Origin of the sequence: Nostoc sp. CCY 9925 (assembly GCF_963920935.1) — a bacterium.
In the GTDB taxonomy this organism is placed as follows: domain Bacteria; phylum Cyanobacteriota; class Cyanobacteriia; order Cyanobacteriales; family Nostocaceae; genus Nostoc.
In genome coordinates, this window is the sequence record NZ_CAWUDO010000030.1 from 36,692 (window position 1) to 57,800 (window position 21,109).

The following is a 21,109-nucleotide window of genomic DNA, read 5'->3' on the forward strand; positions in this document are numbered from 1 at the left end:
TGACCAGAGGGCTAAAAATATGATTGGCACAAACAATATACTAAATAAAAGTAGTAATTACCTAAGATTTTCAGATAATTACTATCACCATCAAATTTGGGAAGGTGTTTTAGATTCTGTATCCTTTAACGAAACAGGCATAAAATCTAAATTGCTAAATTTAGATAAACCTTGTTATATTATTAGAGTCGAAGGAAAAATTGGCGCAACTAACGAAGGTTATCCGTATTCTTATAACCAGGAAAAAGCTCAACAAGCAGAAATACTAATAGCTGTTCCACCAATATCAACTCAGCAGTTAGGCGATCCAAATTTTATCAATTTTCATGGTGTAAAATATGCTTATGCCACGGGAGCAATGGCTCAAGGTATTGCTTCCGAAGAACTGGTAATAGCTCTTGGCAAAGAAAGAATATTAAGTTCATTTGGGGCTGGTGGTTTGTCTCCTGCTCGCGTTGAAGCAGCCATTAACCGTATTCAACAAGCTTTACCTCAGGGCCCTTATGCTTTTAACCTACTCCATAGTCCCAGTGAACCTGCAATTGAGCGTGGTGTAGTTGATTTGTATCTTAAATATCAGGTAAGAACAATAGAAGCTTCTGCTTTCTTAGATTTGACTGATAACATCATCTATTATCGGGCTGCTGGACTGAGTTTGAATGCAGCTAATCAAATCGAAATCAAAAATAAAATTATTGCCAAAATTTCTCGCAGAGAAGTTGCAATTAAATTTCTTCAGCCTGCTCCCACAAAAATATTAAAACAATTAGTTGACGAAGGTCTAATCAGTGAATTACAAGCAAGGCTAGCTGAAAAAATTCCTGTAGCTGATGATATTACTGTAGAAGCTGATTCTGGTGGTCATACAGATAATCGTCCTCTGGTTTGTCTGTTACCTTCTATCTTGGAATTGAGAGATGAAATTCAAAAAAAATATTCTTATGAAAAACCAGTTAGAGTCGGAGTAGCAGGGGGAATTGCTACACCACAATCAGCCTTAGCTGCCTTTATGATGGGGGCTGCTTATATTGTGACCGGCTCAATTAATCAGTCTTGCGTTGAAGCTGGAACTTCTGAACATACTAAACATTTGTTGGCTCAAGCCGAGATGGCTGATGTGATGATGGCTCCAGCAGCAGATATGTTTGAAATGGGGGTAAAACTCCAAGTTCTTAAAAGAGGGACTCTCTTTCCTTTACGAGCGCAAAAATTGTTTGAATTATACAAAAACTATGAGTCAATTGAAGATATTCCATTAGCAGAAAGAGAGAAATTAGAAAAACAAATTTTGAGAAAAAGCTTAGAAGCAGTTTGGGAAGAAACAGTTACTTATTTGTCTCAACGCAATCCTGAGAAATTAAGCAAAGCTGTTAACAATCCCAAACTAAAGATGGCTTTAATTTTCCGCTGGTATCTGGGATTATCATCTCGTTGGTCTAACTTTGGTGAAAAAGGTAGAGAAATGGATTATCAAATCTGGTGTGGTCCAGCGATGGGCAGCTTCAATGACTGGGCTAGAGGTTCTTATTTATCTGATTCAAAAAATCGCTATGTAGTTGATGTTGCTAACCACATTATGACTGGAGCAGTATTTTTATACCGGATTCAAAGTTTTAAAATTCAGGGTTTACAAATGCCAGCTTCTTATAGTGAATATCGCCCATTTAATTTTCAATAAAGGAGAAAAATCACATGAATAGTGTCCAAATCGATAGCAGAATCCCTAAGATTCAAAACAAGCTTTTTGAACAAGCACATACTCATTCCTTAGAATTAAAGCCTGTTGCTATAGCTATGAGCAAGCAGGGGATTAAAGGAGAAAAGCTCTACTCTCATCCTGGAATGCTTCCGTTACCTGTACCCATTTGTGAGTATTTATTTTCTTTCAATGCTCGTCAAATGTCAATTTTATCTGCGACATTCTTTGCTAACTTTTATAAGTATGTTGCCAATAGCGAATATCAATCCTTGATATCCAATATGAGCATTGCTGAAAAAGTTTTTGCTCCCTACTCAGACGAATTTATGATTCTTCATCAGGAAACTAATGAAGAAATGGATCATATTTGGTCTTTTAGAACCGTATATAGTATGGTCTGCCGAGAAATAGGAATTCAAAGCTCCTTTGATGAACCTAGCTTTTTCTATGGAACTGTTGGTGCAGTAACCCAGTCAGATTTTGAAAAATTCGATACCCGTTTTAGTTTTGATGAAAACCTGAATACAATTCTGTCTCATCTCCAGAAGGGGAAAAGCTTTTTCAAAAAGATAGTGGAACAGACTCAGCAGCAAGATACAAATTCCACATATCGAACTTTACGGTTTATGATTGGGGATGCTATGAGAATGCTACCCGCCGAAAAAGTTCAAGAAAGTGGCTTGGGTAGTTTGGCTTTACTGTATCGGTACATGGCTAATATAGAGTTAAAAAAAAGCGAAGCATTTTTATTTGATTCTCCGGAAAACTTTGATTATGAACCATTAGCTTTTGAATTGAATCAGGGTCACTTAACAGATGAAGCACGTCACTACACAACATCTTTTGAATTAGGAGTAGAACTGTATAAAGCAGCTCCTCCAGAAGCTCAAGATTTCGTTAGACATTTCCTACAGATAATTGTAGAAGACTACATTAATGCTAGTTTCACAACTTATTTGGAGAAGTTAGATATGACTGCCCAAGGAATGCTCCTAACTGATACTAGAATTGGCCTGAATTCACTACGTATGTCTCTGCATCATCCTGAATTAGCTGATAAGCAGGTAGATATAAATCAACTAGTTCATTCTTGGAGACAGGTAAGTTCAAAGTGGCGAAATATAATTGGTTACATCGAGCAAAAGAGTTGGCAATATAAATCTCAACAGCTAGAGCGTTTGATAAAAGAACTGCGATTAGAGTTAAATACAACTAAGTTAGGTAATCGCTATGAGCGTTATCAGGATGCTCTGGCAATTAAAGAGATTCAAAAGGTTGTTGAAGTTGCCTAATAGTTGGTAAAAAATCAGGAGTCAGAATTCAGAATTGTAAAAGCATCAGAATAAAATTTGATGAACGAATCTACCAATAATATTAAATTTCTGAAAATCTCTGATTTCTGATTTTTTAGTGCTAAATACTTCTGGATATTAGCTACATCTATTAACTTTGTTTCGGAATCAGGGTGAATCTAGAAATGATAGTATCTATTCATTTTGAAGATGATGATAAAACAGTGCAAGTCGAAGGAAAACAACGTTTAACTAAGATTTGTGACGATCATCCTAGTTCAATTTTTTTTGGTTGTCGTAGTGTTGCTTGCGGAACCTGCCTCATAGAAGTTGTGAGCGGGATAGAAAATTTAGCTCCTGTCATGGATGAAGAACAGATTTTACTTGATGTGTTGGCTCCAGAGAATCCTAATGTTCGCCTAGCTTGTCAATGCATAGTAGAAGGTGATATTCGGATTCGGGTAGCTAATTAATTGATAGTTATTTATAGCCAAATATGTGTTTGGCAAAGATGAAATAGATGTAATTTGGGTACGTATTGCTACAACCAGGAAAATAGAGGTTTTTAGCATGGATAGAGAGTGCCCAAACTCCAAAAATAGAGAGATGAAACGATAGCAAAAGCTAAATCTATTTTCTGATTAATTTAAAGGTGTGAAAATGAGCCAGCCTATTCCCGAAACAACAAAAAAGCAGTCTTATACCGCAGAAGAAATTCAAGCTTGGTTAGTCTCTCATATTGCGGAGCAGCTAGGAGTTGAACCTCAAGAAATAGATGTCCGACAGCCTTTAGATAGCTACGGTTTAGAGTCAGCACAGGCAATGTTTCTTGTTAGCAAAGCGGAGAAATTATTTGGTTTTGAGCTATCTCCAATATTATTGTGGCACTACCCCACTATTGAAACATTATCTGTGCGCTTAGCCGAAGAATCTAAAGCTTCACAGTCAGAAATTTTTGAGATTTAAACGTCAAAGCTGTTCTTGAACAGTCATCAAAAATAAAAATGGTTTACAACAGAAAGCTGGGACGCCTTGAACAGGCTATGGAAATTTTAAATAGCCGTGCTAAAACCTGGAACATAGTAACTATTAGTCGGATCAACGGCTATATCTATCAAGAAACTATGAGAGAGGCTTTAGACATGATTCAGTGTCGGCATCCTCGTCTGAATTCTCGAATTGTGCGTTTTAAGAATAGTCTCAGCTTTCAAACTCAAGAAACAGCAAATATTCCTCTATCCCTTATCAAAGTCTTAGATAAAGATCAGTGGCAAGAAGTTGTTTCTGAAGAGATGAATAAGGGAATTGATAGTAGTGAAAGCTTACTACGGGTCGTTCTTGTCCATCTTTTAGGTGATGAGCATATAAACTATTTGATTACAACAGTACACCATGCGATCGCAGATGGTTTATCATGCATCCGACTTCACTCAGAAATCTTAACTTTTTGCCAAAACATTGTCTCAGGCAAACCAATTAATTCAGTTACTAGCTTAACTCCACTTCCGCCCATTGAAGAACTAATGCCTCAATGGGCTAAGGGGTTCAGAGGTAGGATAAACAGCACAATTTTTTTGTTACAGCTTGGGTTACAAGAAATCTGGAATCGACCAAAAACATTAGGTTTTGAAAAGTATCTGCCTATTGCCAAGCGTAGTTCCAATATTATTCACAGACAGCTTGACCAAGAGTTAACCCAAAAGTTTGTAAATTGTTGTAGGCAAGAAAATACGACAGTACACAATGGGTTATCTGCTGCAATGATGTTGACAGTAGCTAGAACAATAACTAAAGGTCGCAGAAAAGATATACGAGTAAATTGCTTATCCTATCTTGATTTAAGAAGACATTTAGAACCTGCAATTAGTGATGAACATCTGGCTGTATTAGCCTCTTCTATCACGGAATTTCACCTTATAAAGCCAAACACTTCCTTCTGGGAATTAGCTAGAGAAGTGAAACATAAGCTGGAAGCAAGTAAAAAGTATGGCGATCTTTTTAGAATGGTTTTAATTGCTAAGGATCTTATAAATATTTTTTGTATTTACCCCCAAAAAATAGCTGCCACAGTGTCTGTTTCTAATGTTGGTAAAATTAATATTCCCAAGAACTACGGTAAATTTGAACTCGAAGAAATCAGTTTCATTAGTTCTAATGCTTTTTTTGCAGGTGTTTTTGCAGTTCATGTTTCTACATTCCAAGGAAAAATGCTGTTAAATTTCGCATTTTCTCAACCTTCAATTAGTCAAAATACTATGGAGCATATTGTAGATAATCTCATGTCCTATATTTGTGATATTTGCAATTTAAATGATAATTCTTCTTAAACATCAAAAATATTGCATAGTAATAGTCCACAGCAATGATAACTGATAACTTATGACCGATTACGAATTCTGCATTTATTTTTAAATCCCGCAACTCTTCTTGAGAGACTGACAAAACAAGATTAAAAAATCAGGAGATTATTAGACTATGAACGTATCAGAACTTGTAACAAACCTTACACAACAGGGCGTTAATTTGTGGGTTGATAACGAAAAATTAAAGATTCGGTCACCAAAAGGAGTAATCACACCAGACATTCAGGAAAAAATAGTTGCTTACAAAGCAGAAATTGTGGCATTTCTGCAGGAGATGGATGTAGCTACAGATTTAGAGTCTGTTCCTTTAACTCAGGGATTAAATCTACAAACTATCGGCCGTTTAATTGGTGGATTTGCTCAGCAATCATCTGTGGAATATAAACCACCGATTATCGATCCGAAAATTATGGCTCAAAAGCTAATAGTTACATTTAAGCCTTTACCTAGTAGTTATAATAATCAAGAAATTCTGAAATTCCGCCAAGAATTGCAAGAGAAACTGAAATATTACGGTGTCAAAATTTTATCTTGGGAAGAAGCGATCGCCGAATTTAACTATGACCTAATACTTCCAATAATTAACAAGAAGAAAAATTTTAAATTTAAGGGAGTTAAATCAGAAGTTAATGCAATTATCGATGTAGAAATTCCTCCTTCTTTTATCAGGAAATTGGGTATTTTTGCAGCAGAAACTGTCTATCAAATTTATTCTACTTTAATCTTAAACGATCGAAAAATTCCTGTGATTAAAATAGCTAGGTTAAGTAGTTGGGCTGAAGATTATGCAGCTAAATATGTTGATAATCCTAGCAAAACACAAGTAATTGTGATTACGAATATAGACCATGATTTTATCAATCCTTTGATTCCATATAAACAGAAAATAAATATAGGCTTAAATACTTTAATTAGAACATTTTCCGAAATTGTTATTGGAGTATCATCTGATAAAATTTCAATATTAAATATGAATCTTTCAAATTCCATTTTTACAAGAAATGAAATTAGTAGTTTTGTTTTAAAATCACTGATTCCTAAAGTTTTTGTACCAATTGCTCCACTTTTGTTAAGTAGATTTGAGGTAGAGCAGTATAATCCTCAAGAATCTACTTATGCTGCAAAATTAGTCACATTAGGTCAGGAGTTGGCATCAACAGGTTTATTTCCTCCTGGTTTTAAGCTGGATAAAGTTATTAAAAGGAAATCCCATAGAGATATTGTCAGTATTATTATAAATGGGAGGACAGGTGTTTCTTATGGCTTTGTTGCTTATGTTGAACCACCACAATATTTTGGAGAAATAGAAATCACAAAAAATCAATGGGAAAACCTATTACCTGTTCAAGGATTTAGTAATAATGAAATTCGTCAAAATGATAAATGTAGACGTTATGCCAAAATCAAAAAATTAGAAGAATATGTATTTAGGCAAATACCCGATATTTGGCTTGTAAGTTCTCGCTCAGGCTCTAATAAAACAGACTTGAATATCGCTGATGATGTTATCAGAATTGGTTTGAAAGAAAAGCTATATCTCCAACTACCTAAAGTGATTCGTTCGGAGCTAGTAGACATGAAACCTTCCTATGATATCTATGTCATGCTTGCTATCAGTCTTTCTGCTGCTTTATATACACCAGAATTAATCGAAAACGGTGCGCCAATTGTTCATTTTCATGGCTATCCAGCATTTGATTGGTTTAAACCAAATGAATACTGCATTGGAGTTGATAATCCTTCTGTACCTTGTGGAACTTATGAGTCTGGTGTATTCAATTTTTTAGGTATTTCTAGCTTGGCTAATCAACAACCAAGCAACATATCTTTAGTTAGTTTGATAGAACCAGATCATGGTGCAAATTTTATAGCTAATGATTTGGAATATTTAGTTCAAAGACTGAAAGATGGGTGTACACAAGGACAAATTGAACTAGGTGGAAAACATTTTAGTTCTCTAAAATCTAAGATATAAAAATGCAGAATCTAAAATTACGCAACCAAATCTAATAATAATTTTCATCTAAAAGGCACTGGGGATTAACTAAAAAGTGGAAAAATGATGTAATTTTCTCTAACCCCTCCCAAATTTGTAAATGCTTTATAAGTATAAATAAAGCTCCGTAGCTTGGGTTTAGTTCCTCAACCCAACATTCAATGTCAATTGTTTGGTTTGGTTTAAGCCAACTTATTATAGTAACTCTATATGAGTTGTGAAAATTCAAAGCTACAAAACCCCGGCTTCTCAAATAAGTCGGGGTTTTTGTTTACATATTTCTTCAATTGATAATCACTGTATGTGATGAGTTGCATATGAGTTGCAATTGAGTATCTCGCTGGGATAATATGCTTATACGTCAGAACTGGACGGGTTAATTGAGCAATTTAAACACTGCTTTGACAGCAATAATATGATTGTTAGTAGACACTAGCTTTAGGAAACTTGTGTTTTCATATGTCTGCAACCTGATAGCTGATTTTGAACTCAGTAAAACCTAAATTCGTATTGCTGATAGCAAAAATTTATTGAGCTACCGCAGTTGCTTTAAAGACTTTCAATATTAATTATTAAACCATTAGGTATAGATACCAAGTATTAGACCATGAATAAACAACATGGGTCTGACCAAATACTGTGCATTGTTAATTAATGACTATTATGAACCTGATCCGTCTATTATTACGTACTTCTTCTCTTCACCTCAGTCTTGCAATCCTAGCTGGTATTTTAAGCGGTGGTACTGCTGCGGGTTTAATTGCCCTGATTAATACGACATTGAATCAAAACCAGCCATCAAAAACTATACTATTTTGGAGTTTTGTCACTCTCTGTTTACTACGGCTAATTGCTAATTTTATTTCTCAAATCTTGTTAATTCAAATTTCACAAAAAGCAATTCTAAACTTACGGATACTTTTAAGCCGTCGCATTTTAGCCTCACCTTTACGACAGCTAGAAAAAATTGGCGTTCATGCTCTTTTAGCTGTTCTAGTTGAAGATATTCAAACAATCTCTAACACAATTATTATTATTCCATTTTTGTTTATTAATATTGCTATTGTGGTTGCTTGCCTCATTTATTTGGGCTGGTTATCCAAACTTATTTTCCTTATAGGTATTAGCTTTATGTTCGTAGGAATATTCAGCTATTCACTACCAACAATGAAAGCCATGTCTTTTTTGAAACTGGCTCGTGAACAGGAAGATAAATTGTTTAAACATTTCCGCACTATAACCCAAGGCACGAAAGAACTCAAACTACATTACCGACGACGGCAAGCATTTTTCTCAGAAGACCTGCATAAGACTGCTCTATCATCTCGCCATCATAATGTTGTGGGTATGAGTATATTTGCTGCCGCTGCAAGTTGGGGACAAATTCTATTTTTTGTTGCCATTGGTTTGCTTTTATTCACTATACCTACGATTAACAAAATTCATCCTACTATTTTATCTGCATATGCTCTAACTATTATTTACTTAATATCACCTCTGGAGTACATTATGAGTACAATGCCGAATATAACCAGAGCCTTAGTTGCTTTAAAAAAAGTCGAGTCTTTAGGTCTTTCATTGGCAAATTATTCCAAGGAAATTGCTGATGATACCTTGGTATTATCACATGATTGGAAATGTTTAGATCTGGTAGATATTACTCATAATTATTACCATGAACAAGAAGAAAGTACTTTTATACTTGGGCCTATTAACTTAAAATTCCACCAAGGAGAGCTTATTTTTATTCTGGGAGGCAACGGTAGTGGTAAGTCTACTCTTGCTAAATTAATTACCGGGCTTTACATGCCTGAAACAGGAAATATTTATCTAGATGGTAAGCTCGTCAATAACCAAAATTTAGAATGGTATCGTCAGCAATTTTCTGTAGTATTTTCTGACTTTTATCTTTTCGATCGCTTCCTGGGTTTTGATAGTAATAATCTCGATTTTCAAACTCAAAAATACCTTGTTAAATTACAACTTGACCACAAAGTTAAAGTCAAGAATGGTGTACTTTCTACCACAGACCTTTCTCAAGGACAACGCAAGCGCCTTGCTCTGCTTACTGCTTACCTCGAAGATCGTCCCATCTATATGTTTGATGAGTGGGCATCAGATCAAGATCCTGTATTCAAGGAAATTTTTTATACTCAGCTTCTTTTAGAGCTAAAGAAAAGAGGAAAAACTGTACTGGTTATTAGTCATGATGACCAATATTTTTACTTAGCAGATCAAATCATCAAGCTGGAATACGGCCAAGTGAAAACTGAACATTTAAATATTGGAAAGGAGCAAATTAATGCTTTTGAATAGTTTCTTCAAAACATCTGATGAGTCGATAAATTTGTTGAAAGAAGAAAAAACAACATTACGAGAAAAACAAAACAAAACTTTAGAAGCAGATGTAAAATCTGTTCTGGATTATAGAGCTTGGATTCAGGCTAAAACTAATTGTACTTTTGACAGTAACAGAATATTAGGAATAGTTGCTGCTACTAAAGGAGCCGAAAATTATTTACCTTATACTATTCCTAAAATCATTCAACAAATCTCAGAAATAGGGATGATGGCTGATATCATCATTGGTTTAAATAATGGCTTTGAATGTCCGACTGTTATTGATCGTTTTACTTTGATACAAAATATACAAATTATTCATTTATATACTGGAGAAAAGTTAGCAAACAATATTCCAGCCCCAATATTTGACAATATAATGTGCCAAGGTAAACCATATTGTTTCGCTAACATTGACCCTAAGCAATGCAGACATAGAATATTTGTTGTTCATCAAAAACAGGGGCAATACTCAGCAGGTAAAATTCGAGTTTTGGGAGATATTTATGGCTCATTACTGCTCAAGAGTATTGAAGATGGATGGATACCACCTGCTATTTTAGTGACTTTTGATGCTGAATCTCAGTTTTTAGTAGCGCATAATGATTCAGTTATAGATCTAGAGTCTAATGGTTTAAAATTAATACTAAATCAACTACAAACTCATCCTGAAATTGATATTTTGGGTACAAGAAATAAGTTCGCCGTTTACCAAAACACAATATTAGATGGGATTGAAGTTTTACTGCCTGATTTTAGTGCAGAACTGCCTCCTATCCAATGGTTTATAGATATTGTTCATGGTAGATTCAGCGGCTTTCAGTGTAAATGGGGAGGAGGCACATTTGGTAAAACTGATGTGATAGTTAGTTTGTTAGTAGTGATTTCTATAAATTATCCAGGCATCAGAACTGAAGATACTCAACTCACTATCTTAGCCAAGTATGCAGGCTTTATAGGTGACATATTTTTAGATGTGATTTCTACAAACAGAACTCCCAGTACGACAGATATGACAACGGAACAGCTACAAAAAAAAGCTTGGGTAGAACAAATTTATAGATGGTTAGCTTCTGTTGAAGGATTAAAATTACTTTATGGAGAACATAATATTAAAATGTTAGTTAATCACGGGTTTCCTTGGTTTACATTGACTAGTCCAATTACATTTGTGAAGCTATTATTTGAAAACAGAAGTACCAATTTTTATGAATTTATTAATAAAATTAAATTGATTGCCTTGAGTTTTTTGTATTATCAAAAAATCAAAAGTCATACCAGTAAAAGTCCTGATATATTACAAGGAACTAAAGCAAAAGCTTATTGGTAAAAGGATTAAAAGTTTTACAAAATATGGTGTAGTAGCCGAGTCTATTTAATTGAAATTATTGAGCTATTAATCATAAAAAATACTAGCAAAATAGATGTAAATTATTTATTAATAAAGCTGTTATATAGAGCTTTAATTTTTCAAAAGATGTGACAACAACAGAATCAAAATTCAGGTGTTTATCATGACAACTTTAGCAACTAAAACAGTACTTATAACAGGTGCATCGCGCGGTTTGGGAGTATACATTGCTCACGCTCTAGCTAGAGAGCAAGCAACTGTGGTTTGTGTTTCTCGCTTTAAGTCAGGATTAGATACAACATGCGCTCAAATCAAAGCTTTGGGTGGGAAAGCGATAAGTATTCCCTTTGATATTAAAAACGTGACAGAATTATCAACTCTCAAACAGCAGATTAATAAAGTTGTTGGTCCAGTAGATATTATAATTAACAATGCTGGCATAGAAATTTACCGAGATTTTGTTGATTATTCTCTAGACGATCTCCAGTCAATATTGACAATTAATCTACTTGCTGCTGCTGAATTAACCCGTTTGTTTCTGCCAAGCATGTTGGAGCGGCGTAGCGGTCACATTGTTAATATTGCCTCTTTAGCTGGTAAAAAGGGAGTCCCTTACAACAGCATTTATTCTGCGAGTAAAGCTGGTTTGATTATGTGGACTGATGCTATGCGACAAGAATTAGCTGCTACTAATACTAATATCTCTGTAATTTGTCCAGGATATATCTCCGAAACTGGTATGACTGTTAACAGTCGGATACCTGCTCCTTGGTTAGCAGGTACATCTACACCAATAGATGTAGCAAATGCAGTAATAAAAGCTATCAAACAAAATAAAGCAGAGATAATTGTTAATCAAAATCTGCTAACAGCAAATATGACTAAACTAATGTTTGCTATTGGGCAATTTTGTCCAGAATTTGTAGATAGAGTTTACCATTGCTTGGATATAGTTAAGCTGAACCGGAAGCGTACAAATGCGAAAAAATTTTCTAATGATTATATCACTGCACCAGTTCGTCATTATGGAATATGTCATAAAAAGAGTTAAGTCCTGTTAATAATTTGCTTCCAGATAGCTCAAGAAATTTCCAGCAGTATTGTACTTTTAGGGTACTTCGATGTGTAATGGCGATCACTCTGGTAATAGTTCGACCCCTATCATCTCACTTTTATTAAAGAAGCGATCGCTATTTATTATCGGTAAGCTATCAACAATCTAATTCAGATGCTCAATTTCAATACCAATCTCAGACATATAACTTTCTATAATCAGATTAATCGAGGATATTAAGTTAATGTATTTTCCTGAAGAACCAATTACAATTTTTACTGTACCTAAAGCCTTTAAAGGACATATTGGTATTATCCAGCAAAACGCGCTCAAGAGTTGGAAATTACTTTCTCCTCAACCACAGATTCTTTTATTTGGTAACGACGAAGGCATCGATGAAATTGCTCAAAAATTGGATGTGATTCACGTGCCAAACATTCAGTTAAATGAATATGGTACACCTTTGTTAGATGGTATATTTCAACAAGCTCATGAACTTGCAAAAGGTTCTATTCTGAGTTATGTAAATACTGACGTCATTTTATTAAATGATTTTTTGGTAACTGTCAAACAATTACAAGCCGAATCTTTCCATCATTTTATAATGATTGGACAACGTACCGATGTGAATATTACAGAACCGCTAAACTTTGATCTGCCTGATTGGGATAGGGAACTTCGTCACTTTGCTTTAGAACAAGGGGCATTAGCATCAATTGTTTGCATGGATTATTTTGTCTTTCCCAAGCCACTGTATGCCGAGATTCCATCTTTTGCTGTTGGAAGGGGTCATTGGGATCATTGGATGGTTTATTATGCTCGTCAATTGGAAATCCCTGTTGTTGATGCCACAGAAGTAGTTACAGCCATACATCAGAATCATAGCTATAGTCACTTATCAGGTGGTCGGGGCGAAGCTTATGTCAGAGGAAATGAAGCTAAACAGAATGCTAAGCTAGCTGGAAATGTGCATATGGCTAATGGGTTTGTTGCAACCTGGAAGCTAACATCTTGTGGATCTAAAAAACGTAATTCATTATCCGCTCTTTTCTCATTTGTAATTGATATGCCTCGTTTCGTGAAGTTGTTAAAGAGGTTAATTTAACTTGATTGCTCATGATGCAGTCCTTAACCGCAAGTTAACCAAAGACTATACGTTCAATTTTTTCAATTTGATTACTAAGAAAGGTTTGTAAAAAAAGATGTATAAAATTCCTATTTATCAACCATGTCTATCCGGTAATGAAAAAAAGTATGTAAACGACTGTCTTGATTCTAATTGGATTTCTTCCAAGGGTAAATATGTTTCTTTATTCGAGAAAGAATTTGCGAATTATATTAATGTAAAACATGCTACAGGTGTTTGTAATGGGACAGTTGCCTTACACTTAGCTTTACTAGCCCTTGGTATAAGTAGTGGTGATGAGGTAATTGTTCCAACGCTAACTTATATTGCTTCAGTAAATGCGATTGTTTATACAGGTGCTACCCCTGTCTTTGTTGATTCTCTTGCTGATACATGGCAAATAGATCCTCTAGAGGTTCGTAGAAAGCTCACTAAAAAAACTAAAGCAATTTTGGCTGTACATTTATACGGTCATCCTTGTGAAATGTTAGAACTTAAAGAGATAGCTGATGAACATAAGTTATTTCTGATTGAAGATTGTGCTGAAGCTATAGGTTCTAAATATGAGAGTCAGAATGTAGGTACTTTTGGTGATGTGGCTACTTTTAGTTTCTATGGTAACAAGACTATAACAACTGGTGAAGGGGGAATGGTAATTACCAACGATCAAAGTATCTTTGAACGAACACTTCATTTCAAAGGACAAGGTTTAGCTAAGTATCGAGAGTATTGGCATGATGTAGTTGGTTACAATTACCGCATGACTAATATTTGTTCAGCTATCGGGTTAGCCCAACTAGAAAGAATTGATGAGATTCTCCAAAAGAAGCGCAAGATTGCCGAACTATACAATGAATTATTAAAAGATACAGAGTTAAAAGTTCATCCTGAAATTGGTGATGTTTTTCATTCATACTGGATGGTTTCTATTCTCACTCCTCAGGTAAATCAACGCGATCACTTGAGAGCATATTTAGCTAAGGCTGGTATTGAAACTCGACCAGTTTTTTATCCAGTTCACACCATGCCTATGTATTCTCAAAAATATCAACGTCATAAAATTGCTGAGGATATTAGTTGGTGTGGTATAAATCTTCCCAGTTATCCCAATTTAAATGATGGAGAAGTTAAATATATATGTGATAAATTAAAATTTTTTAATTTTAATTTATCCAACACTGAAGCTTTATAAAAGCATTTTTAAATCATTTTTAGGATAAACTTAGCTACGAAAAAACAGGAGTTATGTATAATATACACCACCAAAAATTCATCGAGCAAGATAATAAAAAAAATCAGATAAAAATGCATAATATTAGCTTTAGAATGATGACTATTTATGATGCGACAGCCATAAGTCAGTTATTATTAAATAGTCCTGAAGTTTATATAAAATATTTTAGCCCTTTTGATTTTCAAGTATCTTCAATACAAGATATTTTAAAAAAAGCTGTTAAAGATAAGTTTTTTGGAGTAGATTTAAAATCTGAATATTCTTACGAAAGTGAGTTAGTTGGATTTTATATGTTAAGAGGACTTGATGAAGGTTATTGTCATCCTATGTATGGTGTTTTTATATCTCATCAATATAGTGGAAAAGGAATAGCTAGTCTAACTATTAGACATGCAGAGTTATTTTGTAAAGTTTGTAATTATGAACAACTTTTATTAAAGGTTCATTCCAAAAATCTTAGAGCAAGAAAACTATATGAGTCTGTAGGATTTAAATTTTTAAGAGAAGAAAATTTAATAAATAATTTAGTTTTGTATAAAAAAATACAGGAAATTTGAAATTGTTCAACTACACAATATAAGCCTCAAACCCTAGTCTAAAGCGTGTTTTACTTCCCAATTATGACTCCTGAATTATGCATTCTGCTGTATATACATTGGAAAAAACAAAATGAAAATAGGTTATCTGTTAGGTGATGCAACTATGCATAGTGGTGGTGTTGCTCCTTATGCTTGGCGTATTCTTGAACTTTTGTTAAGCCAAAGTCAATTTGAAAAAATTGAAATTATCGTTTTTTGCTCTCCTGAACTAGAGACAAGTTGTCTTGACCTGATTAATAAGTATCAAGCTAAAGCAAAGCCATATTTAATTCCATATAAATTTAGTTTCCTTAATACAGTAGTTAGTCGATTCACTAACTTTATTTCTCAAGTATTAGTCAAATTTAATATTTCTAGCCAAGGAATTAAAAACCTTCATGACTCATTTTTATCATTTCTCTCATTTCTGTGGTTCGTATCCTTAGATATTGATTTACTTCATGTACCTTATCAAATTTCACCATGTTACAATTTACTATATCCATTAATTATAACTATGCATGATGTTCAAGAATTACACTATCCTGAGTTTTTTACTCCTCGAGAGCGAGCTTGGAGAGCAGAGCATTATTGGAAATCACTGGAACAATCTAGTCTAGCTATTGTTTCATTCAATCACGTCAAGGAAGATTTGATTAAATACTTCCAGTTAGATGAGCAGAAAATTCATGTTTCTCCTCTACCTTATCAAAAAATTTATTTGCAAGAACCTACTTTGGAAGAACAGTTAACATATAAGAATAAATATGCTCAATGGGGTGGTTTTTTACTTTATCCTGCCCAAACTTGGCAACATAAAAATCATCTGTCTTTAATTAAAGCAGTAGAATACATTAAAGATAAGTTTGGTAGAGTGATATATGTTTTATGTACTGGCAAGAAAAATTTAAGTTTTTTCCCAGTAATAGAAGACTATTTAAAAAAATCTGAGGTTGCTGAGCAGATCCATTTTCTAGATGTTGTGCCGGAAACTCAATTATATTGGCTATACAAAAACTGCTCGCTAGTTGTAATTCCAACATTGTATGAAGCAGGTAGTTTTCCGCTTTTAGAAGCTATGTCTTTGGAAACTCCAGTTATATGCTCATCTGTAACTTCTCTTCCCGAAATTATTGGCGATTCACGCTTTATATTTAATCCTTTTGACATTAATCAAATCGCTAACTTAATTTTACAGATGATAGATAACTCAAATCTTCGGACTGATAATATACTCAATAGTAGAATTAAAATCCAACAATTTCACAAAATTGATTCTGCATCTAAATTGATTCAAGCCTATCATAAAGTTTTAGAGTAAGTATTCAGGTAAGAAAAAAGCAAACCATAAAGTACTTCGTCAAGGCTTACAGAATTTAATTGCATATGTTATGAAGAAAGTAGTTATTACTTACCTATAGAAACTCTCAAACAAATCTCAATGAAAAAACTTGGTCTGGACAAAGGTTTCAAATTTTGCTCTGGTAATAGTAATAAAAGAATATTAACGGAGATCACCACACTCAGGCAGTGTGGTCTTGAGGGTTTTCATCATGAATAACTACCGAACCCAAAGGGTCTTAGGTGTCCAGCAATTCTATTAATCAGGATTGTATAAATATGAACTTTACTCTGAGTACATGGAGTTTCGTCTTCGCTGCTAGCATCAATACTTGCATTGGAAATTTGTTGTTGAAGCGATCGCGTCTTGAAGCTCCCGATCCTGGTCTAGTATCATTACTATTGTCCCCTTGGTTTATCAGCGGACTGGTTTTCTATAGCATAAACGTTGTGCTATTTGGCAAAGCATTAGATAAATTACCAGTTTCAACGGCTTACCCTGTCTTCGCTGGGCTAGGATTTGGACTGATTGCTATTACTGGGAGTTGGTTTTTTGGAGAACGCCTTGGCCTCAACCAATACCTTGGACTAGGAATAATTTTGATTGGCATCATTGTCATGTCACGTTCTTAATTCATTAATCTGAATTTGTGATAATTGCAAGCCGTAGAACCTCGACTTTTTACCAAAAGTCGGGGGTTTTATTTTCGTCAATAATTCTGGATTGCTATATATAAATGGTTGATTTCAGAAAATCTACGGTAACAATCATCAAAGCGATCGCGGTATTTTAATTTCAATAAATCTTAAATTATCAGGTTAAAAAATCAAAAAGTATGATGAAACAAGGATGTAGAAGCCCTAGCTAACATCCAGCCATACTCGAGCCTGGACTACAGCTTGTGTTTGATACTACAGCAACACTCTGACGAATGCCGACCGTATTCTCTTCTAGAATGTGAGAAGCCACACTCTAGGCGTCTTGGCGTCTACGAAGCTAGGTAAAAAACCTCTTTTTTCACATTCTGGCTTCGATGAGGACTTGTGCAGTGTATAGGTTTCGATGATGGAATTTTTAAATAATTTTTTCTCTGCTAAACAGTTTATTCCCCACGGACATTGCTACCTCTGGAAACCAGAACTGGTATGGTTGCATTTGCTTTCAGATGTGTTAACTGGACTTGCTTATTATTCAATTCCAGTAATGCTAGTTTATTTTGTTCGCAAACGGCGAGATGTGCCTTTCGGCTGGATGTTCCTGATGTTTAGCACATTCATTGTTGCTTGTGGGACAACCCATTTAATGGATGTGTGGACGCTTTGGTATCCTACCTATTGGGTGTCAGGCTTAATCAAAGCTATCACTGCTTTTGTCTCCGTAGTTACGGCCTTAGAACTTGTGCCATTAATCCCCCAGGCATTAGCTTTGCCCAGTCCTGCTCAACTAGAGGCGGCCAACTACCAACTAGCAAAGGAAATTGCTGAACGCAAACGGACTGAGGAAATTTTAAGACAAAGTGAACAACGCTGGCAATTAGCTTTGCGTGGCAATAATGATGGAATTTGGGACTGGAATGTTAAAACTAATGAAGTTTTCTTCTCCACTCGTTGGAAGGAAATGCTCGGTTACCAAGACCACGAAATTTCTAACCATTTAAATGAAATGTTGACACGAGTACATGCCGACGATCTCGATTGGGTAACACAAGCATTTCAAGATCACTTTGCCAAGAAAACACCTTTTTACATTACCGAGCATCGAGTTTTATGTAAAGATGGCAGCTACAAATGGATTTTAAATCGAGGTCAAGGACTGTGGGATGAAAACGGTAATGTTGTCAGAATGACAGGCTCACATACCGATATTACTGAGCGCAAGCAAGCAGAAGAGACACTCAGTAGTCTACTTAACAAACTAGAAAGCATAGTTGAGGAACGGACAGCAGAGTTAACAAGAATTAATCAATCACTACAGACAGAAATTACTCAGCGCCAACGAATGGAAGCTGCATTGCGGGAAAGCGAACAGCGATTCCGGAGTGCATTCCATCAAGCGGCTGTCGGTATTGCCCATGTGGCAATAGATGGAAGGTGGTTATTAGTTAACCAGAGGCTTTGTGATATTGTTGGTTACACACTCGAAGAACTACAATTGCTAACTTTTCAAGATATTACCCACCCAGACGATCTTGAGGCTGACCTGAAATATGTTGAAGAGATTTTAGCAAATCGTATTCAAACTTATTCAATGGAAAAGCGTTTTTTCCGCAAAGATAATTCCATTGTTTGGGTTAACCTCACGGTAGCTTTGATGCGTGAATCTAGCACAGAGCCAAAGTATTTTATTTCTGTGATTGAAGATATTAGCGAGCGCAAGCATTCACAAGAGCAAATCAAAGCATCACTCTTAGAAAAAGAGGTATTATTAAAAGAAATTTACCATCGTGTCAAAAACAATTTACAGGTGATTTCCAGTTTGCTAAATTTGCAATCTGCCTATATCCAAGACAAACAAGATTTGGCAATATTCCAACAGAGCCAGCAGCGAATTGCTTCAATAGCTCTGATTCACGAAAAGTTGTATCAATCTCAAGATTTAGCGAGGATTAATTTTAGGGAATATACTCTAGATTTAGTAGCCAGTTTATTTACTGCATACGAAGTCAATGAAGATGCGATCGCCGTAAATATAAATATTGACGAGGATGTTTTACTAGGTTTGGATACAGCTATTCCTTGCAGCTTAATTATCCATGAACTCATATCTAACTCCTTAAAATATGCATTTCCCGCAGGTAGAAATGGTTCAATTTGTATTGAACTTAATCGAAGTCATGACAATAATTTTATCCTGATAGTTAGTGATGATGGCATTGGTTTACCTTCAGACTTTGATTTAAAAAAAATAGCATCATTAGGTTTACAGTTAGTAGATGCGCTTACCTATCAATTAGCAGGAGCTATCAAGATAACAGGCGAAAATGGAGTAGAATGCCAGTTGACATTTCCATTTATATAAATTACATAAAAAGCCTCAAATATGACAAATGCAAAAATTTTAGTTGTAGAAGATGAAGCTATTGTTGCTAAAGATTTACAGTATCGATTAAATAAGTTTGGTTATACTGTTCCTGCCATAGCTTCTTCTGGAGAAGAAGCTATTAATAAAGCAGTAGAAATATCGCCAGATTTGGTGCTAATGGATATTAGGCTCAAAGGTAAAATGGACGGGATAGAAGCTGCTCAAGAAATTTCTAAACAGTTGGATATTCCTATAATTTATTTAACTGCTTATGCAGATGATACAACATTAGAAAGAGCCAAGATAACTGAGCCGTTTGGTTATTTACTCAAACCTTTTAAAGAAAAAGAACTACAAACTAATATTGAAATAACTTTGGTTAAACACGGTTTAGAAAAGCAATTGAAAGCAAATAAAAAATGGCTGGATGCACTGCTAAAGAGTATTAGCGATGGTGTAATTGCTAGCGATTTGCAAGAATTGATAACTTTTATGAATCCTGTAGCTGAAAATTTGACTGGATGGAAACAGGAAGAAGCTTGTGGTCGAAATTCATCAGAAGTATTCAATATTGCTAATGCACAAACTCATCACCCTATTGAAAATCCGATTTTAAAAGCCCTTCAAAATGGTACTATTGTCAATCTACCAACAGAAACAATTTTGATTGCTAAAGACGGCGTAGAAATACCAATTGATGATAGTGCTGCACCAATTAAAGATGATAAAGATAAAATTACGGGTGCTGTGTTGATATTTCGGGATATTACTGAGCGCAAACGAGCCATCGAAGCTCGTCAAAAGCAAGTTGAGCAAGAGCAACTTGTGAGCCAATTAGAAGAAATAAATCAACTCAAAAATGAATTCTTGAGTTTAGTTTCTCATGAATTGCGATCGCCTCTGAGTAATATCAAAGTAATGATTCAAATGTTACAAATGTCTACTGATATTGACGAAACTCAGCATTATCTAGAACTGATGGATGCCGAGTGCGATCGCGAGTTAGAACTAATCAACGATTTACTAGACTTACAACGCCTAGAAAGCTCATCCTACTTAATAATCACACCTGATGCATTGCTCTTACAACAGTGGCTAACTTGGGTGATTGAGCCATTTCAAACCCGTATTCAAGAACATCAGCGAACTCTACAGATAAATCTTCCTGGAAATCTCCCCCCACTTTCCTCAGACGGCACTAGTCTAGAACGAATCTTAGTAGAATTGCTCAATAATGCCTGTAAATACACACCGACTGGTGGTGAAATTCTCCTTACTGTACGTCACAATTCTTCGGAAACACCCCCAAAAACTATTATTAGTATTAGTAACTCAATCGAAATTCCCAAAACAGAATTACCACGAATCTTTGAAAAATTCTATCGGCTTCCTCATGCAGACATTTGGAATCAAGGTGGCTCAGGATTAGGTCTACCCATAGTACAGAAATTAGTCGAACAACTGCAAGGAACTATTCAAGTAGAAAGTACCAATGGATGGACAACATTCACCCTGACGTTACCTGATTTATAGTTTTTTTGCTTCTATCAGTTGCAAAAACTGAGATAATTAAAATTCAGAATTCAGGAATCAGAATAAGAAAGTCAGGTCTTTAGACCCAACACTCTCTTAAAAAGTTATCATGTTTCACGTTAAGTATTCCGTAATACATACATAAAAATTACTGCATTCTGGCTCTTGAATTCTGAATTC

The 21,109-nt window shown here is 35.0% G+C and carries 16 protein-coding genes and 1 pseudogene; all 17 read left to right on the forward strand.

What is annotated here, in order from left to right; genetic code table 11:
• The first annotated feature begins 19 nt into the window (after positions 1–19).
• Entirely contained in the window at positions 20–1,678 is a 1,659-nt protein-coding gene (locus ACM0OY_RS17075) for a PfaD family polyunsaturated fatty acid/polyketide biosynthesis protein (RefSeq protein ID WP_414570034.1), read from the forward strand.
• Between the two features lie 14 nt (positions 1,679–1,692).
• On the forward strand, positions 1,693–2,991 hold the full coding sequence (locus ACM0OY_RS17080; RefSeq protein ID WP_414570035.1) for a hypothetical protein: 1,299 nt from the start codon (positions 1,693–1,695) through the stop codon (positions 2,989–2,991).
• 185 nt (positions 2,992–3,176) lie between these two features.
• Complete coding sequence (locus ACM0OY_RS17085) at positions 3,177–3,464, forward strand: 2Fe-2S iron-sulfur cluster-binding protein (RefSeq protein WP_414570036.1); 288 nt, start codon at positions 3,177–3,179, stop codon at positions 3,462–3,464.
• A 187-nt stretch (positions 3,465–3,651) separates the two neighbouring features.
• Positions 3,652–3,957, forward strand: a complete 306-nt coding sequence (locus ACM0OY_RS17090; protein WP_414570037.1) for a phosphopantetheine-binding protein — start codon at positions 3,652–3,654, stop codon at positions 3,955–3,957.
• A gap of 38 nt (positions 3,958–3,995) precedes the next feature.
• Entirely contained in the window at positions 3,996–5,318 is a 1,323-nt protein-coding gene (locus ACM0OY_RS17095; protein WP_414570038.1) for a phthiocerol/phthiodiolone dimycocerosyl transferase family protein, read from the forward strand.
• Positions 5,319–5,466: 148 nt separating this feature from the next.
• On the forward strand, positions 5,467–7,329 hold the full coding sequence (locus ACM0OY_RS17100; RefSeq protein WP_414570039.1) for a hypothetical protein: 1,863 nt from the start codon (positions 5,467–5,469) through the stop codon (positions 7,327–7,329).
• 684 nt (positions 7,330–8,013) lie between these two features.
• A complete protein-coding gene (locus ACM0OY_RS17105) occupies positions 8,014–9,666 on the forward strand; it encodes a cyclic peptide export ABC transporter (protein WP_414570040.1) in 1,653 nt (550 codons plus the stop codon).
• A complete protein-coding gene (locus tag ACM0OY_RS17110; protein ID WP_414570041.1) occupies positions 9,653–11,020 on the forward strand; it encodes a hypothetical protein in 1,368 nt (455 codons plus the stop codon). The genes ACM0OY_RS17105 and ACM0OY_RS17110 overlap by 14 nt, the downstream gene beginning before the upstream one ends.
• A gap of 184 nt (positions 11,021–11,204) precedes the next feature.
• Complete coding sequence (locus ACM0OY_RS17115; protein WP_414570042.1) at positions 11,205–12,092, forward strand: SDR family NAD(P)-dependent oxidoreductase; 888 nt, start codon at positions 11,205–11,207, stop codon at positions 12,090–12,092.
• 247 nt (positions 12,093–12,339) lie between these two features.
• On the forward strand, positions 12,340–13,200 hold the full coding sequence (locus ACM0OY_RS17120; protein ID WP_414570043.1) for a hypothetical protein: 861 nt from the start codon (positions 12,340–12,342) through the stop codon (positions 13,198–13,200).
• 97 nt (positions 13,201–13,297) lie between these two features.
• Positions 13,298–14,413 (forward strand): DegT/DnrJ/EryC1/StrS family aminotransferase, encoded by a 1,116-nt coding sequence (locus tag ACM0OY_RS17125; RefSeq protein ID WP_414570044.1) that lies wholly within the window; start codon positions 13,298–13,300, stop codon positions 14,411–14,413.
• Positions 14,414–14,466: 53 nt separating this feature from the next.
• Positions 14,467–15,012, forward strand: a complete 546-nt coding sequence (locus tag ACM0OY_RS17130; RefSeq protein WP_414570045.1) for a GNAT family N-acetyltransferase — start codon at positions 14,467–14,469, stop codon at positions 15,010–15,012.
• Between the two features lie 112 nt (positions 15,013–15,124).
• Positions 15,125–16,354, forward strand: a complete 1,230-nt coding sequence (locus ACM0OY_RS17135) for a glycosyltransferase (protein WP_414570046.1) — start codon at positions 15,125–15,127, stop codon at positions 16,352–16,354.
• 299 nt (positions 16,355–16,653) lie between these two features.
• On the forward strand, positions 16,654–17,007 hold the full coding sequence (locus ACM0OY_RS17140; protein WP_414570047.1) for a DMT family transporter: 354 nt from the start codon (positions 16,654–16,656) through the stop codon (positions 17,005–17,007).
• A gap of 430 nt (positions 17,008–17,437) precedes the next feature.
• A pseudogene (locus ACM0OY_RS17145) lies at positions 17,438–18,271 on the forward strand (PAS domain-containing protein); the annotation flags it as partial.
• A gap of 102 nt (positions 18,272–18,373) precedes the next feature.
• Positions 18,374–19,393 (forward strand): PAS domain S-box protein, encoded by a 1,020-nt coding sequence (locus ACM0OY_RS17150; protein WP_414570075.1) that lies wholly within the window; start codon positions 18,374–18,376, stop codon positions 19,391–19,393.
• A gap of 21 nt (positions 19,394–19,414) precedes the next feature.
• Positions 19,415–20,929 (forward strand): ATP-binding protein, encoded by a 1,515-nt coding sequence (locus ACM0OY_RS17155; RefSeq protein ID WP_414570048.1) that lies wholly within the window; start codon positions 19,415–19,417, stop codon positions 20,927–20,929.
• Positions 20,930–21,109: the final 180 nt, after the last annotated feature.

Coding starts and splice junctions, on each gene's coding strand:
- ACM0OY_RS17080 (WP_414570035.1), top strand. CDS start 1,693: ATGAATAGTGTCCAAATCGATAGCAGAATCCCTAAGATTCAAAACAAG.
- ACM0OY_RS17110 (WP_414570041.1), top strand. CDS start 9,653: ATGCTTTTGAATAGTTTCTTCAAAACATCTGATGAGTCGATAAATTTG.
- ACM0OY_RS17100 (WP_414570039.1), top strand. CDS start 5,467: ATGAACGTATCAGAACTTGTAACAAACCTTACACAACAGGGCGTTAAT.
- ACM0OY_RS17115 (WP_414570042.1), top strand. CDS start 11,205: ATGACAACTTTAGCAACTAAAACAGTACTTATAACAGGTGCATCGCGC.
- ACM0OY_RS17120 (WP_414570043.1), top strand. CDS start 12,340: ATGTATTTTCCTGAAGAACCAATTACAATTTTTACTGTACCTAAAGCC.
- ACM0OY_RS17150 (WP_414570075.1), top strand. CDS start 18,374: ATGGAAGCTGCATTGCGGGAAAGCGAACAGCGATTCCGGAGTGCATTC.
- ACM0OY_RS17140 (WP_414570047.1), top strand. CDS start 16,654: ATGAACTTTACTCTGAGTACATGGAGTTTCGTCTTCGCTGCTAGCATC.
- ACM0OY_RS17105 (WP_414570040.1), top strand. CDS start 8,014: ATGAACCTGATCCGTCTATTATTACGTACTTCTTCTCTTCACCTCAGT.
- ACM0OY_RS17090 (WP_414570037.1), top strand. CDS start 3,652: ATGAGCCAGCCTATTCCCGAAACAACAAAAAAGCAGTCTTATACCGCA.
- ACM0OY_RS17125 (WP_414570044.1), top strand. CDS start 13,298: ATGTATAAAATTCCTATTTATCAACCATGTCTATCCGGTAATGAAAAA.
- ACM0OY_RS17085 (WP_414570036.1), top strand. CDS start 3,177: ATGATAGTATCTATTCATTTTGAAGATGATGATAAAACAGTGCAAGTC.
- ACM0OY_RS17130 (WP_414570045.1), top strand. CDS start 14,467: ATGTATAATATACACCACCAAAAATTCATCGAGCAAGATAATAAAAAA.
- ACM0OY_RS17075 (WP_414570034.1), top strand. CDS start 20: ATGATTGGCACAAACAATATACTAAATAAAAGTAGTAATTACCTAAGA.
- ACM0OY_RS17155 (WP_414570048.1), top strand. CDS start 19,415: ATGACAAATGCAAAAATTTTAGTTGTAGAAGATGAAGCTATTGTTGCT.
- ACM0OY_RS17135 (WP_414570046.1), top strand. CDS start 15,125: ATGAAAATAGGTTATCTGTTAGGTGATGCAACTATGCATAGTGGTGGT.
- ACM0OY_RS17095 (WP_414570038.1), top strand. CDS start 3,996: ATGGTTTACAACAGAAAGCTGGGACGCCTTGAACAGGCTATGGAAATT.